This window comes from Bacillus sp. BD59S (assembly GCF_007363175.1).
Classification (GTDB): domain Bacteria; phylum Bacillota; class Bacilli; order Bacillales; family Bacillaceae_G; genus Bacillus_A; species Bacillus_A pacificus.
Map to the genome: position 1 here is coordinate 1776322 of NZ_CP034686.1, position 14463 is coordinate 1790784.

A 14463-nucleotide genomic window follows, 5' to 3' on the forward strand; every position below is an offset into this window, starting at 1 on the left:
AAGTTAGGGGGGATATAATTGATTGATGCACTAGTAAACATAGGAATAAGCATATTGCTTGGTGTTATATTTATACTTGCGGCAATTATCCTTCAAAAAAATCCACCGACCGATATTAATGCGGCATATGGTTATCGTACGAAACGATCTATGAAAAATAAGGAATTATGGGATGCGGGTAACAGGTATAGTGCAGAAGTAATGAAGCAAAACGGATTCATCATGATGTTAATTGGAAGTGTTATTAGTATACTGTTTAGATATCCACATACAATAATAGCGATTATGGTGGTTATGCTGTTATTAATTATTCGTTTATTTATACGAGTAGAGAGTAGATTAAAAATACTTGAACAATAATGAAAAAATAGGACTCCATGCAGTATGATGCTAGGAGTCCTATTTTATCTATAAACTATTCTTTTCTAGTAAGTCTTTTCCTTGTTCAACAACAAATTCATAGTATGCAAGATCATATGGATAAATATCATCAAAGGTTATCGTTATCGGTTTATTGCTCAAAACAGAAGTAGCTGTCAAAGATGAAATCTCTCTTTTTAATAGTTGTAGAAAAGAAGTTGCATGTATTTTCATCACATCGTCTACTTCTTCACCCGGTGCGAATGGAAGTGGATCGATGACATTGTGAAAATACATATGGCAAAACTCGCGATCCGTAAGATTTGAAATTTCATAATCTATTGTAAAGATTCCTTTATATGCTAGATCAGTAGTTTGAAAGGAAAGACCTAATTCTTCCTCAATTTCACGAAGGCCACCAATTTGTACATCTTCATCATGCATAATATGTCCAGCTGAAGTAATATCCCATATACATGGGGCTTCTTTTTTATTTTTAGAGCGTAATTGGAAATATAAGAACATATCTTCATCATCTTTTTCTACAAACCAACAATGAAATGTTTCGTGCCAATCACCGTCACGGTGCACTTCATCACGTAATTTCTTCCCAAGTGTATTTCTTTCAGAATCAAATATCGTTAACCACTCTGTCATTTTAATTCCCCTTTCTGCAAATTTTATTATACAATAACTGTATTGAATTTTGGGAAAATAAAGAAAAAGGGGTCGTTATTAGTGGGAATAGAGAGTAAGAAAATAAAATCGATTATTTCAACAGAGGAAGAATTACGGGGAATATTGGGGCAACCAAGTGAACGAGCTTTAAAAAAAGTTATTTCATCATTAGACCACCATTGCGTAGACTTTCTGTCTAAATCTCCTTTTCTAGTATTATCTACGGCAAATAAATTAGGAGAGTGTGACGCTTCGCCGAGAGGAGATGCACCTGGATTTGTATACGTATTAAATCATAATAAAATTATCATTCCAGAAAGACCGGGCAATCGTCGTATAGACTCCATTTTGAATATTATTTCCAATCCACGTGTAGGATTAATCTTTTTCATCCCAGGTCTTGGGGAGACACTCAGAATAAATGGCCGAGCGTATATAACAAACGACGAAGAAATTTTGCAAGAAATGCAGGTAAATGGACGCAATCCGCTACTTGGAATTGTTGTTGAAATAGAAGAGTGTTATATTCATTGTGCAAAAGCTTTTATTCGTTCTAATATGTGGGATCCGGAATCTTGGTTACATAAAAAAGAGTTACCTTCAGCAGCAAAAATGTTGCTGGAGCATGCCAAAGTGAATGCTTCAGAAGAAGATGTTGCACGTTCTTTAGAAGAAAGTTATAGGGAAAGATTATATTAAAAAAATTACTTTTTAAATATAGTGTTGAGGTGTGAAACTCTAAACGTTTTAGAATGAGACTTTAATATCAATCTTGTTAGTTTGTAAGTGATGAATACATGTGCAAGAGTAGAAATCTATATGAGATGATTTGTTATTTTAAAATAAAATGATTCGTATTTTTAAAAATAATGAACAAAAATAGGCTTGCTTTTTAAAAAATTGATAACTATAATAAGTTAACAAATAGACATGAACGAAAAAGTAATGATAAGGATACGAAATCATTTTTACGGTTTACAGAGAGGGAAGTCAAGGGTGTGAGCTTCCTAACACGAGAAATGATTTTACCACCTTTGAACTTCAATAGTGAACGAGTAATCTAGTAATTATTGACGGTATTAGCCGTTATCTGAACTTGAGCAATCTAGGAGGAAATATGTCTGGATTGGAACAAGGGTGGAACCACGAAAACACATTCGTCCCTTTCCTAGGGATGAGTGTGTTTTTTTTATGGATTACAGATTGAAAATTTAAAATAATCAAAAAATAGTATTGATTTTGTTTTTTATGCGAGTATAATGAGTTAACAAATAAACATGAACGAAAAAGTAACGATAAGGACACGAAATCATTTTTACGGTTTACAGAGAGGGAAGTCAAGGGTGTGAGCTTCCTAACACGAGAAATGATTTTACCACCTTTGAACTTCAATAGTGAACGAGTAATCTAGTAATTATTGACGGAATCAGCCGTTATCTGAGCTTGAGCAATCTAGGGAGAAATACGTCTAGGTTGGAACAAGGGTGGAACCACGAAAACACATTCGTCCCTTTCCTAGGGATGAGTGTGTTTTTTTATTACTTTGAAAGGAGGTGCTGTAACATGAAACGATTTGTACGTACGGAAATAACCACCAGCTGCATGATTGAAAAGCAGAGCAAGGTGATTGATAAAGATAAAAAATAAAATTGTAGGAGGAGATTAGAAGATGAATAACGTTGTTAATGTAGGGGTGTTAGGATTAGGTACGGTCGGAAGTGGTGTTGTCCATATTTTGAAAGAACATTGCAAAAAAATTGCACTTGATACAGGATATGAAGTGAAAGTGAAGACAGTCGTTGTACGTGATTTAGAAAAAGAACGTGATGTTTGTATTGATGGAATCGTAGTAACAAGTCATGTCGATGAAGTTCTAAATGATTCAAATATTGATATTGTAGTAGAGGTAATGGGCGGAATTGAAGAAGCGAAGCAGCATATTGTTAGGGCTTTACGAAATAAGAAACATGTCGTAACAGCAAATAAAGATTTAATGGCTGTATACGGTGCAGAACTTCTCCAACTGGCAAATGATAATGATTGTGATTTATGTTATGAGGCAAGTGTAGCGGGCGGTATTCCGGTGTTAAGAGGGTTAACAGACGGATTAGCATCAGATCAAATTGAAAAAATAATGGGAATTGTAAATGGGACAACAAATTACATGTTAACAAAGATGAGTCAAAATGGATGGTCGTATGAAGAGGCTTTACAGGAAGCACAAAAATTAGGTTTTGCAGAATCGGATCCGACTGCGGATGTAGATGGGCTAGATGCGGCTAGAAAGGTAGCGATTCTTGCAAACTTAGGTTTTTCGATGAATGTTTCTTTAGATGATGTGCAAGTGAGAGGGATTCGAAAGGTTGAAAAAGAAGATTTACAAATGGCTGAAAAGTTAGGATTTACTATGAAATTAATTGGTAAAGCAGAGAAACAAGGGTCAGCCATTCATTTAAGTGTAGAACCGACACTTTTACCCAGTCATCATCCATTATCGAATGTAAATAATGAATTTAATGCGGTATATGTTCACGGTCAAGCGGTAGGAGAAGTAATGTTTTACGGACCAGGAGCTGGGAAGTTACCGACTGGATCTGCTGTAGTAAGTGATATTATTTCAATCGTTAAAAATATGAATCAAGTTCAGAAAAATAAAAGTGCGTTAAAAGAACCAGAACCGTATGAATTACAAGGGGATGAAGAAGTTGTTTCGAAATATTTCTTACGTATTTCATTACGAGATGAACCTGGGATGTTGCAAAAAGTAACAGAATGTTTTGTTAATTTTTCTGTAAGTTTAAAAGAAGTGATTCAATTACCTTTAAATCGTGAACTTGCAGAAGTCGTTGTTGTAACACATCAAACTTCAAAGTATCAATTCGAACGAGTTTTAGGAGCGATAGAAGATGTCGCAAGTGAAATAAACAGTTACTACATTATTGAGGAGGAAAAACAATATGTATAAAGGATTATTAAAACAGTATGCTTCTTATTTACCGGTCAATGAAAATACACCTGATGTGAGCTTACTGGAAGGTAATACACCGCTTATTCCGTTATTAAATATATCAAAACAATTAGGAATTCAGTTATATGGTAAGTATGAAGGAGCGAATCCGACAGGTTCTTTTAAAGATCGTGGTATGGTAATGGCAGTTGCGAAGGCGAAAGAAGAAGGTTCAGAGGCCATTATTTGTGCATCGACAGGTAATACATCAGCATCGGCTGCCGCATATGCGGCACGCCTTGGAATGAAATGTATTATCGTAATACCGGAAGGAAAGATTGCACATGGAAAATTAGCGCAAGCAGTTGCCTATGGTGCTGAAATCATTTCAATAGAAGGGAATTTTGATGATGCATTAAAGGCTGTAAGAAATATTGCAGCAGAAGAGCCAATTACATTAGTAAACTCAGTGAATCCTTATCGAATTGAAGGGCAAAAAACAGCAGCGTTTGAAATTTGTGATCAGTTACAAAATGCGCCAGATGTTTTAGCGATTCCTGTTGGAAATGCCGGGAATATTACAGCGTACTGGAAAGGTTTCTGTGAATATGAGAAAGAAAAAGGCTATAAGAAGCCACGAATTCACGGATTTGAAGCGGAAGGAGCAGCTGCTATTGTAAAAGGGCATGTAATTGACGAGCCAGAAACAATTGCAACAGCGATTCGCATCGGTAACCCAGCAAGTTGGTCATATGCAGTAGAGGCTGCTGAGCAGTCTCACGGTGAAATAGATATGGTATCAGATGAAGAAATTTTACATGCGTATAGAGTATTAGCAAAATTGGAGGGGGTTTTCGCTGAGCCAGGATCGAATGCTTCATTAGCTGGCGTAATGAAACATGTTCAATCTGGAAAAATCAAAAAAGGAGAAACAGTTGTTGCAGTTTTAACTGGAAACGGCTTGAAAGATCCTGATATTGCAATTTCTTCTAATACATTAGACATTGCAAGTGTTTCAAATAATATAGAACAAATTAAAGAGCATATTAAAGGGGTGATTATGTCGTGATACCATTCAGTATTCGTGTTCCTGCTAGTACAGCGAATGTTGGACCTGGATTCGATTCAGTAGGAATAGCATTGTCATTGTATTTACATGTAGTAGTAAAAGAGAAATCTAATAAATGGCAAGTGATCCATTCTTTTGATGAGTCGATTCCGACAGACGATAAAAATTTAATCGTTAGCACGGCATGTAAAGTGAGTCCTTCTTTATCACCTCATATAATCGAAGTTACTAGTAATATCCCATTAACAAGAGGGCTAGGAAGTAGTGCGTCAGCAATTGTAGCTGGGATAGAGCTTGCGAATCAAATAGGCAACTTGAACTTAACGACTGATCAAAAAGTTCAAATTGCTACAAATTTTGAAGGTCATCCTGATAATGTTGCTGCTTCTATATTAGGAGGAACTGTAATCGGAGCACTTGATGGAAAGAATGTTTCGGTTGTAAGAATTGAAAGTAAGGAATTAGGCGTCATTTCTCTTATTCCAAATGAAGAGCTAAATACAGATGAAAGTCGATCTGTATTACCAGATGTATTCCCGTTTCATGAAGCTGTTAAGGCTAGTGCAATAAGTAATGTATTAGTAGCTGCTTTATGTCAAAAGAGATGGGAAGTTGTAGGCGAAATGATGGAGAGGGATCATTTTCACGAGCCGTATCGTTTAGAGCTTGTACCGTTATTACCATCTATTCGTAAATGTGCAAAAGAATTCGGTGCATACGGTACAGCGCTTAGCGGTGCAGGGCCGTCTATTTTTATATTAACGCCGTATGAGAAACGTCAAGAAATTGCTGAGCAATTAGCAAGAGTATTTACGTCTATGAAAGTGTGTGAGCTAGAAATTGATCATAGAGGGATTACTGTAAATAAGGAAGAACATATTGGATTATAAAAAAAGCTAGCATCGCTAGCTTTTTTTATGTTGTAAATATGTTTGCGTATAAAAGAAAAATATTAATGTATAATTTAGTAAAGAGTGTATTCATTTGGAGGTGATCGTATGAAGAAAGAGTCACCGGAAGAAAAAAGAGAACGTATAAGGCAAAATGAATTGAAAAACAATCCTACCGGTTCTTTACATGATGGACTCAACAGAGCTGAAACGGGAAGTCCAGTTGATATGACGGGTGGTATGAATTGGAAAGGTACAGCGCTAGTAATTTTATTGCTAGTTTTAGCGTATATTATATACACTTATTTTTTTAGTTAAGAAATGCATGTTAAAGCTTTGAATGATTTGCTTTTATAATTAGTGAGGATGAAAAAAACACGGTTATTGTACTACATATATTAAGCAGATTATAGTTGTCCATATATATTTATTTTTAATACCCAAAATAGAGCTAGCATTATGCTGGTTCTATTTTTTTGCCACATTCCTGTAACAAAGCCTCTGTATATTCAGTGGTGGAGGTGCAGAAGATGAAAAAAATGATAGCAATATGTCTTCTTACAACGATATCATTGTCGACTTTAGTCGGGTGTGATGTAAAAGGTAGCAATACTGTTCAAGAGTCTAAAATAAAGAAAGCGACGTATAAAGAGTTTACTTATGATGTAAATCCAGAGACTTTCACGTTAATTGTAGAACATGATGGCGTAAAGGAACTGGCATCACAGCCTTTGCCGAAAATGAAGGTGTTGAATGTAAAAAAAGATAAGGATCGTACATCTTGGGAATATCCAGATCAAAAAGTAAAAGTGAATCTAGAGAAGAAAAAAGATCACTTAAATATTGAAGTGGAATCGACTGGTGCAGAAAGCTTTACTTGGCCGAAAGTACAAGCTGAAAATTATACACTTCCGTTATGGGAAGGGAAACAAATTCCGAGTAATGATGAAAATTGGAAGAAGTTTTTAAAGGATGATGCCTATTCATTTGCTGAATCATTTTCTATGAAGTTTTTCGCGTTAAATGGTTCGAAATATTCGATTGTATATATTTCGAACAATATGTTTAATAATGAATTGAAATTTCATTCGGATCCGAAAATAGGATTTGATTTTATACATGAATTTCCGCGTATAAATAAAAATAAAACATATGGATTTCAAGTATATGTGACAAATAATGATGCAGTAAGTATTGCTAAACTGTATAAAGACAATATCGCTCGAAAAGGTGAATTTAAAACATTAAAAGAAAAGGCTAGAAAAAATAAAGAGATAGAAAAGCTTTACGGTGCAGCTCATTTTTATTTTTGGAATCAAAATGGCTTATCAGAAAGTAATGTAAATTGGCTAAAGCTAAGAGAGAAAATAAATAGCCCTGTGTTTAGCCATATAAAAGAGCTTATTCAAAAATATAGTTCAGAGCCTGGAGAATTAAATGTATTCGATCAAGTAAGTAAACAAGATTTCATTGATAAGTATCAAAAAAATGTTATTTTGCGTTATATAAATGAAGTATTATCAATGAAGGAATTATATAAAGAGGATATTTTCCAAAGAGTGGATCAGAAGGCTAGTGAGTTATTAAACAAAGGTGTGGATCATTTATCAAAGATGGAGTTATATAACTTAAATAAGCATGTATTAAAGTCAGCGCTCGATGATGCAGTTGAAGAAGTAAGTAAATGGGGTAAGGCAGATGGAACGGATATTATAAAGGAAATGAAAGCTGCAGGAATAGATAATGCATGGATTGGGTTACCGAACTGGGAACAAGGGTATATGCAGCCTGATTTCGTGACAGAAGCTAAGAAAATGGGGTATTTAGTTGGTCCGTATGATTCTTACCATTCTATTCACGAAAAAGCTGATAAAAATTGGAATACAGCTTCTTTTACTGATCCATCGTTATATGAAGAGGCAACTGTGACGAAGAAAAATGGAGAAAAGGTACAAGGATTTTTAGGTAGAGGGCGAAAATTAAATCCAACTTTATCTCTTCCTAGTGTAAAAGAGAGAATGAACGATATATTACAAAATGGACCTAAATATAATTCATGGTTTATTGATTGTGATGCGACAGGTGAAATTTATGATGACTATTCGGCCAAACATATAACAACACAAGAACAAGATTTAAAAGCAAGGTTGCAACGAATGGATTATATTGCGCAAGAAAAAGGTATGGTAGTTGGTTCAGAAGGCGGAAATGACTTTGCAAGTAGCACGATTGCATTTGCTCACGGCATTGAAACGCCTGTTATTAAATGGGACGATGAAGATATGAGGAAAAATAAAAATAGTCCGTATTATGTGGGCGGATATTGGTCACCGAATCAAAATGTTCCAGAAAAATATGCAAAACAAGTACCATTAAAAGAAGAATATAAACAAGTATATTTAAATCCAGTATATTCGGTACCGTTATATAAATTAGTATACAATGATTCTGTAATTACAACGCATCACTGGGAATGGGGAAGTTTGAAAGTAAAAGATGAGGTAGGAAGCCGTATGTTATATGAGTTATTGTATAATGTTCCTCCGTTGTATCATTTAGATGAAGTAGAGTGGAATAAGCATAAACAAGAAATTACGCAGCACCTGAAAGTTTGGAATGAAGTTCATGAAAAGGCAGTAAAAGAAGAAATGACGAACTTTGTATATTTGTCAGAAGATAAATTAGTTCAATCTGCATCATATGGAAAAGATATTAAAGTTATTGTGAATTTCTCAAATGAAGAGATAGAAATAGATAAGGCGAAACTAAAAGCAAAATCCGCTTTCATTTATAATCATGGAAAAAAAACAATGTATACACCGCTCGAGAAAAAATAATGTGAAATGTATTGTTGCATTACTAATTTTTCACATAAAAATTGAAGGATTTGAAACGGATAAATTTATAAATCTGTAATTTAGGATGTTGGGAAATGTTAAATTTTTGAAGTTAAAAAATAGTGACTTGCCAAAAATAAGCACGAGAGTATAATGTGAAATGTAATACATATTGGATTCATTATGTAACCTTACAAAAATGTAAGGTGTTTGAAAGGAAATTCAATATGAAGATTGCTAGACATACATTATACTAGGGAAAGAGAAAGAGAGGCGAATGAAGATGAGCTCTGAATTAGAACAAAATACGAGAAGCAATAAAAAACGTTCTAAAAGAAGGTCAATAAAATGGTTCATTTTAATTCCATTTTTCCTACTTATTTTTGGAGGAGTAGGATATGGATCGTTTATATATAACAAAGCAAAAGCGGTTGTAAGTGATGCGTATGCACAAATTGATAAGTCATCGAAGCGTGATAAAGAAGTTGAACCTTTAAAGGATAACATCTCCATTTTAATTATGGGTGTAGATGGTAGTGAAATGCGGAAAAGTCAATACGGTGAAGCTGTTCGAACAGATGCACTTTTATTAGCAACAATTAATAAAAATGATAAGTCCGTTAAGTTAGTAAGTATTCCGCGTGATTCACGTGTTTATATTCCATCTAGAAAGAAATTAGATAAAATTACACACGCACACGTATTTGGTGGTGTTGAAAGTACACGAGATACAGTGGAAAGATTTTTAAATGTTCCTGTGGATTATTATGTGAAGTTTAACTTTGAATCATTCGTACAAATTGTCGACTCAATTGGTGGTATTGACATTGATGTACCAGTTACTTTCACTGAACAAGATAGTAAAGACCAAGCGGGTATGATTCATTTAGAGAAAGGTTACCAACATTTAAATGGGGAACAAGCACTTGCACTTGCAAGAACGCGTAAAATTGACAGTGATGCAATGCGTGGTCAAAGACAACAACTTGTAATAGAAGCAATTGCTAAAAAAGCGATGTCTGTTCAATCAATTAGCAAAATGGGCTCTTTACTTGATGCGGTTGATAAAAATATGAAAACGAACTTAACTTTTGATGATATGCTTGCTATTACAAAAAATATGGCAGGATCTAATTTGGAAATGGAAAAAATGCAAGTAGAAGGTACAGATAAACGTATCGGAGGTATTTATTATTACATTCCAAATGAAAAAAATGTGAAAGATATTTCGAACAAATTAAATAATCATCTAGGTGTAACACCAAAACCAGTTCGAAACGAATAATAAAAAAAGATTGGCTTTCGCCAATCTTTTTTTATCGGAATGGATTTGTAACTTTTCTGTAACGATTTTTTATTTTAGAAAAATTATACTCATATGTATGAGAATATTGGAGAAGCAAAAAGTAAAGGGGAATAATTAAAATCTGTAATAAGGAAAGATATCATATGCAGAAATGGATAGGCATTATGGGAATCATTTTTATGTTAACTGGATGTAAAATGTCTGAAGCTCCAACAAGTTTAATGGGTGCTCCTGCCAATGAAAAATGGATTAATGAACTAAAAGAGCAAATAGATAAAGATTTGCCTGTAAATTATCGATTGCTAACTCCAATGTCTAATAAAGATAAACAGATGATCTGGTCAATGGATTTTAAACAAGATAATAAGAAAGAAGCCATCTTATTTTATAAATTGCCGAATGAAGATCATAGCGTATATTTAGCTGTATATGAAGAATTCGGAAATGGCTGGAAAGTAAAGTCCACGCATAGATTTGATGGTGGAGATGTAGATATCGTTGAAGTTGGTGATTTTACAGGGAACGGGAAGCGGGAGCTATTAATCGGAATTTCTGTCAATCGTGAATCGTTAGAACATGTTATGTATGTTTTTTCGGAAGAAAATGAAGATATGAAGGAAATATATAATCGAAGTTATACGAAGTTATTCATAGAGGATTTAAATAAAAATGGACTGAAAGATATAAGCCTAGTTACGTATGAAAAGGATGAGAAATTGACAGTTGAGTTCATGGAACAATTCAAGACTTTATCTGAAACGTCATTCGATCCGTTTATAAATAGCATTCAAAGAATACAAATGGGCCGCATTTCTAAATCACTAAAGGCGGTTGTAATTGATGCAGGTGTTGGCGCTCATTCAGGGATAACGTATGTAGCAAAATTTGATAAGGGTCATTATGAGCCACTACATATAGATGGAAAAGAAGACTTATTCAATGATTATGTAGTGGAAAGCAAAGATATAAATGAAGACGGCATTATTGAATTTGTTCGTACAGTGCGTCCAAAAGGTTGGGAAGAGGTATCGTACGGAGAGAGTACGATGTTTGAACGTTATATTCAGTGGAGTGAAGAGGGAATTAAACCGATAGAAGAAAGATATGTAAATATAGAGAAAGGTTATTTTGTCAAAATCCCGCAAGCGTTAATTGGAAAAATAACTGTTCCAGTTCAGCAAGAAGCATCAGATGTACAAAAATTTATAGATACTACGAAAAATGAACTATGGCTTGAAGTCCATATATTTAAGCGGAAAGAATGGTTCAAAATAAAAGGATACGAGGCAGCAGTAAAAACGGCTTCTCACGTATATGCCGTACCGAAACAACCACATTTTGAAAAGGTGAAAGAATATGTAAAACCGCTAGCGGATTATCAACAAGAGTAGGGAGGTGGGAATTATGCCAACAATTTTAGTTTTAGAAGATGAAATACCTATTCGTAGTTTTATCGTATTAAATTTGAAACGCGCTGGATTTTATGTATTAGAAGCTAGTACGGGAGAAGAGGCGTTACAGATTTTATGTGAACATACTGTTGATGTAGCATTGCTTGATGTAATGTTACCAGGAATGGATGGTTTTCAAGTTTGTAAAGCGATCAGGGAAGAAAATAAAAAAATCGGTATTATTATGTTAACCGCACGTGTGCAAGATGAAGATAAGGTACAAGGATTAGGAATTGGTGCAGATGATTATATCGCAAAGCCGTTTAGTCCAGTGGAATTAACTGCACGTATACAATCGTTATTAAGAAGAATAGAAGTACATGATGAAAAAGCAAATATTATCACATCTGGCCCGTTTTCATTAAATGTTATAGAAGAAAGATTATATAAAAGTGGACAATTAGTTGATTTAACCCCTACAGAGTATATGATATTACATTATTTAATGAATCAGGCTGCAAAGCCGGTTTCACGTGATGAAATTTTAAATATGATTTGGGGAACGAATTATGTAGGTGAGACGAAAGTAGTAGATGTAAATATGAGGCGGTTACGTCAAAAGATAGAATGTAATCCGTCAGAACCTGAATTCATTCTTACTGTGTGGGGAAAAGGATATGTGTGGAAGGAAAGTATAAGATGAAAAGAAAAGTGACTTTATATTTTATGACGGTCATTATACTTATGCTTGTATTATTTGAAGTCGTATTTTCAGTCTCCATTTATCGTTATTATTATAATGGTATTGTGCAATATATAGAATCTCATGCGAAGACAAGTACACGATTTTTCTCTGAATACAATTCCCTATACTTTATTCGTTTGCAAGAATACAGCGGTGATATAATTGAGAGCTTTCAGTTAGAAGGAACAGAATTACAATTAATTGATCGACATGGTACGATTATACAGTCTTCAAGTGGACAAAAGGTAAAAGGTAAAATAGTTATTCCGTATTCGTTACTAGAAGGAGAAATGTATCATCAAGTGACTACTACGAAAGATAATGTGAAACAATTAGAAGTGATTAGTCCGCTTATTCATCAAGGACAAACGATAGGTGTTTTGAAATATACGACTGTTTTAACGAATGTAAATGCAAAGATTATCGAAATCATTATGTTTACTATTTCTGTAGGCATTGTTATTTCAGGAATTGTCTTCTTAATCAGTAGACGATTAGCAAATTCGTTTGTTAGACCTATCGAATCTATTATTCATGCTTCTTCACAAATTGCAGAAGGTACATTAAAGAAAAAAATTAAAGAGGATTATCCTGGTGAATTAGGTGAATTGGCACATAGTTTAAATCATATGTCTAATAAAATAGAAAAAGCGGAACAGATGAAAAATGAATTCATTGCTTCGATTTCTCATGAAATACGAACGCCTTTAACTGGAATTAAAGGTTGGAGTGAGACGTTAAAAACGGTAGATCATTTAACGGAAGAAGAGATAAAGCAAGGCATGGGAATTATATCAGGTGAGACAGACCGATTGATTCATTTAGTAGAAGAATTGCTAGATTTTTCAAGATTACAATCAAATCATTTCAATTTATATAAACAAAAGGTGCAATTATACGATATACTAGAGGAGACGATTTGGCAATTAACTCCTAATGCTGAAGAGAAGCAAATGCAATTCATCAAAACTATAGAACGAATCGAATTGATAGGAGATCGAAATAGACTAAAGCAAATTTTCTTGAATATTGTTCAAAATGCCATTAAATATTCACATAAAAATGGTAAAGTATATATTGAAGCGACTAAAAATGAAGGACAAGCAGTGATAAAGGTGAAAGACGAAGGGATTGGAATTGCTAAAGAGCATTTACCGTATATAGAACAGTCATTTTACCAGATTAATAACCATGCTACAGGTGCCGGTCTTGGTTTAGCTATCGTTAAAAAAATGGTAGAGCTTCATGGAGGTACACTTAGTTTTATAAGTAAAGAAGGAATAGGAACAACTATTTTGATAAAACTCCCATTATAATACATATATAGGTCTGTTTATATAGTGTAATAAAATAAATAGATGTATAATTATATTGGGTGATTTATATATAAGATTAATAGGGAGAGGAATTCGATAGAATGGAAAAAGCTTTTAACATTAAACGAGTAGTAGTCGTTTTAATAGCGATTGCAGCAGTAGCTATTGGGTATTTCATGTTTCAATCCATTACTTCACCAGCAAAGGCTGTTGCAAAACAAGAAAACGTAGTACAGCTTGCAAGTGAACAACCGAAAGTAGAAATGAATAAAACGGCACCAAGTCGTTTTAATGGGAAAGAAAGAAAAGTTGCTTATCTTACATTTGATGATGGCCCAGGGAAATATACGGCTGAATTATTAAATATGTTAAAACAGCATGATGCGAAGGCGACATTCTTTTTAATTGGAGCGAATGTAAAAGAATTTCCGGATTTAGTGAAACGTGAAAATGCAGAGGGTCATTATGTAGGTATGCATAGTATGACACATAATTTTGCAAAGTTATATAAAAATGGCGAGTATGTAAATGAAATGAAAGAAGATCAAAGCTTAATCGCAAATATTATTGGAAAATCACCTAAATTAACACGTCCGCCATACGGTTCGATGCCTGGATTAAATGAAGGTCTTCGAAATAAAGTAGTAGAGGGCGGTTTTAAAGTATGGGATTGGACAATTGATTCATTAGACTGGAAATATAACAAAGTGCAAGTTGATGCAGCGGCAGCTCAAATTGCTCAAAATGTAATAACAAATGCAACAAAACCACAGGAAGTTATTTTAATGCATGACATTCACCCACAATCAGTTGCTGCTGTGCCAGCAATTTTAAAAGGGTTAAAAGAAAAGGGTTATGAGTTTGAAGCTTATCATGAAGAGAGTCACTTCCCAGTGAATTTCTGGCATGATAACCGTATGTAAT

The 14463-nt window shown here is 34.1% G+C and carries 13 protein-coding genes and 2 other annotated features; of the genes, 12 read left to right on the plus strand and 1 reads right to left on the minus strand.

What is annotated here, in order from left to right:
* The first annotated feature begins 21 nt into the window (after positions 1 to 21).
* Entirely contained in the window at positions 22 to 360 is a 339-nt protein-coding gene (locus EKQ63_RS11160; protein WP_140421228.1) for an SdpI family protein, read from the plus strand.
* A gap of 48 nt (positions 361 to 408) precedes the next feature.
* Here EKQ63_RS11160 and EKQ63_RS11165 read toward each other — a convergent pair whose 3' ends face one another.
* A complete protein-coding gene (locus EKQ63_RS11165; RefSeq protein ID WP_087952881.1) occupies positions 409 to 1017 on the minus strand; it encodes an NUDIX hydrolase in 609 nt (202 codons plus the stop codon).
* An 81-nt stretch (positions 1018 to 1098) separates the two neighbouring features.
* Between EKQ63_RS11165 and EKQ63_RS11170 the strand changes: the two genes are divergently transcribed.
* The 11 genes from EKQ63_RS11170 (at position 1099) to EKQ63_RS11225 (ending at position 14462) form a co-directional block, all read left to right on the plus strand.
* Positions 1099 to 1737 carry a pyridoxamine 5'-phosphate oxidase family protein gene (locus EKQ63_RS11170; protein ID WP_061182722.1) on the plus strand — a complete coding sequence of 213 codons (639 nt, stop codon included), beginning with the start codon at positions 1099 to 1101 and terminating at the stop codon, positions 1735 to 1737.
* 237 nt (positions 1738 to 1974) lie between these two features.
* Positions 1975 to 2206 (plus strand) — a binding site (T-box leader).
* A 115-nt stretch (positions 2207 to 2321) separates the two neighbouring features.
* Positions 2322 to 2553, plus strand: a binding site (T-box leader).
* A 154-nt stretch (positions 2554 to 2707) separates the two neighbouring features.
* Positions 2708 to 4003 (plus strand): homoserine dehydrogenase, encoded by a 1296-nt coding sequence (locus EKQ63_RS11175; protein WP_143881033.1) that lies wholly within the window; start codon positions 2708 to 2710, stop codon positions 4001 to 4003.
* Positions 3996 to 5054: a threonine synthase gene (thrC, locus tag EKQ63_RS11180; protein ID WP_143881034.1), complete on the plus strand. Its 1059-nt coding sequence runs from the start codon at positions 3996 to 3998 to the stop codon at positions 5052 to 5054. Before EKQ63_RS11175 ends, thrC begins: the two co-directional genes overlap by 8 nt.
* A complete protein-coding gene (gene thrB / locus EKQ63_RS11185; RefSeq protein WP_061182726.1) occupies positions 5051 to 5944 on the plus strand; it encodes a homoserine kinase in 894 nt (297 codons plus the stop codon). Before thrC ends, thrB begins: the two co-directional genes overlap by 4 nt.
* A 108-nt stretch (positions 5945 to 6052) precedes the next feature.
* On the plus strand, positions 6053 to 6262 hold the full coding sequence (locus EKQ63_RS11190) for a DUF6366 family protein (protein WP_061182727.1): 210 nt from the start codon (positions 6053 to 6055) through the stop codon (positions 6260 to 6262).
* A gap of 212 nt (positions 6263 to 6474) precedes the next feature.
* Positions 6475 to 8781, plus strand: a complete 2307-nt coding sequence (locus tag EKQ63_RS11195; protein ID WP_143881035.1) for a glycoside hydrolase — start codon at positions 6475 to 6477, stop codon at positions 8779 to 8781.
* Positions 8782 to 9064: 283 nt separating this feature from the next.
* The gene (locus EKQ63_RS11200) at positions 9065 to 10066 is read left to right on the plus strand and encodes an LCP family protein (RefSeq protein WP_016717240.1); all 1002 of its coding nucleotides are present in this window, start codon (positions 9065 to 9067) and stop codon (positions 10064 to 10066) included.
* 164 nt (positions 10067 to 10230) lie between these two features.
* Positions 10231 to 11478 (plus strand): hypothetical protein, encoded by a 1248-nt coding sequence (locus tag EKQ63_RS11210; RefSeq protein ID WP_016717241.1) that lies wholly within the window; start codon positions 10231 to 10233, stop codon positions 11476 to 11478.
* 13 nt (positions 11479 to 11491) lie between these two features.
* Positions 11492 to 12181 (plus strand): response regulator transcription factor, encoded by a 690-nt coding sequence (locus tag EKQ63_RS11215; RefSeq protein WP_016717242.1) that lies wholly within the window; start codon positions 11492 to 11494, stop codon positions 12179 to 12181.
* Positions 12178 to 13539, plus strand: a complete 1362-nt coding sequence (locus EKQ63_RS11220; RefSeq protein WP_016717243.1) for a sensor histidine kinase — start codon at positions 12178 to 12180, stop codon at positions 13537 to 13539. Before EKQ63_RS11215 ends, EKQ63_RS11220 begins: the two co-directional genes overlap by 4 nt.
* A gap of 101 nt (positions 13540 to 13640) precedes the next feature.
* Positions 13641 to 14462 carry a peptidoglycan-N-acetylglucosamine deacetylase gene (locus tag EKQ63_RS11225; RefSeq protein ID WP_016717244.1) on the plus strand — a complete coding sequence of 274 codons (822 nt, stop codon included), beginning with the start codon at positions 13641 to 13643 and terminating at the stop codon, positions 14460 to 14462.
* Position 14463 lies beyond the last annotated feature (1 nt).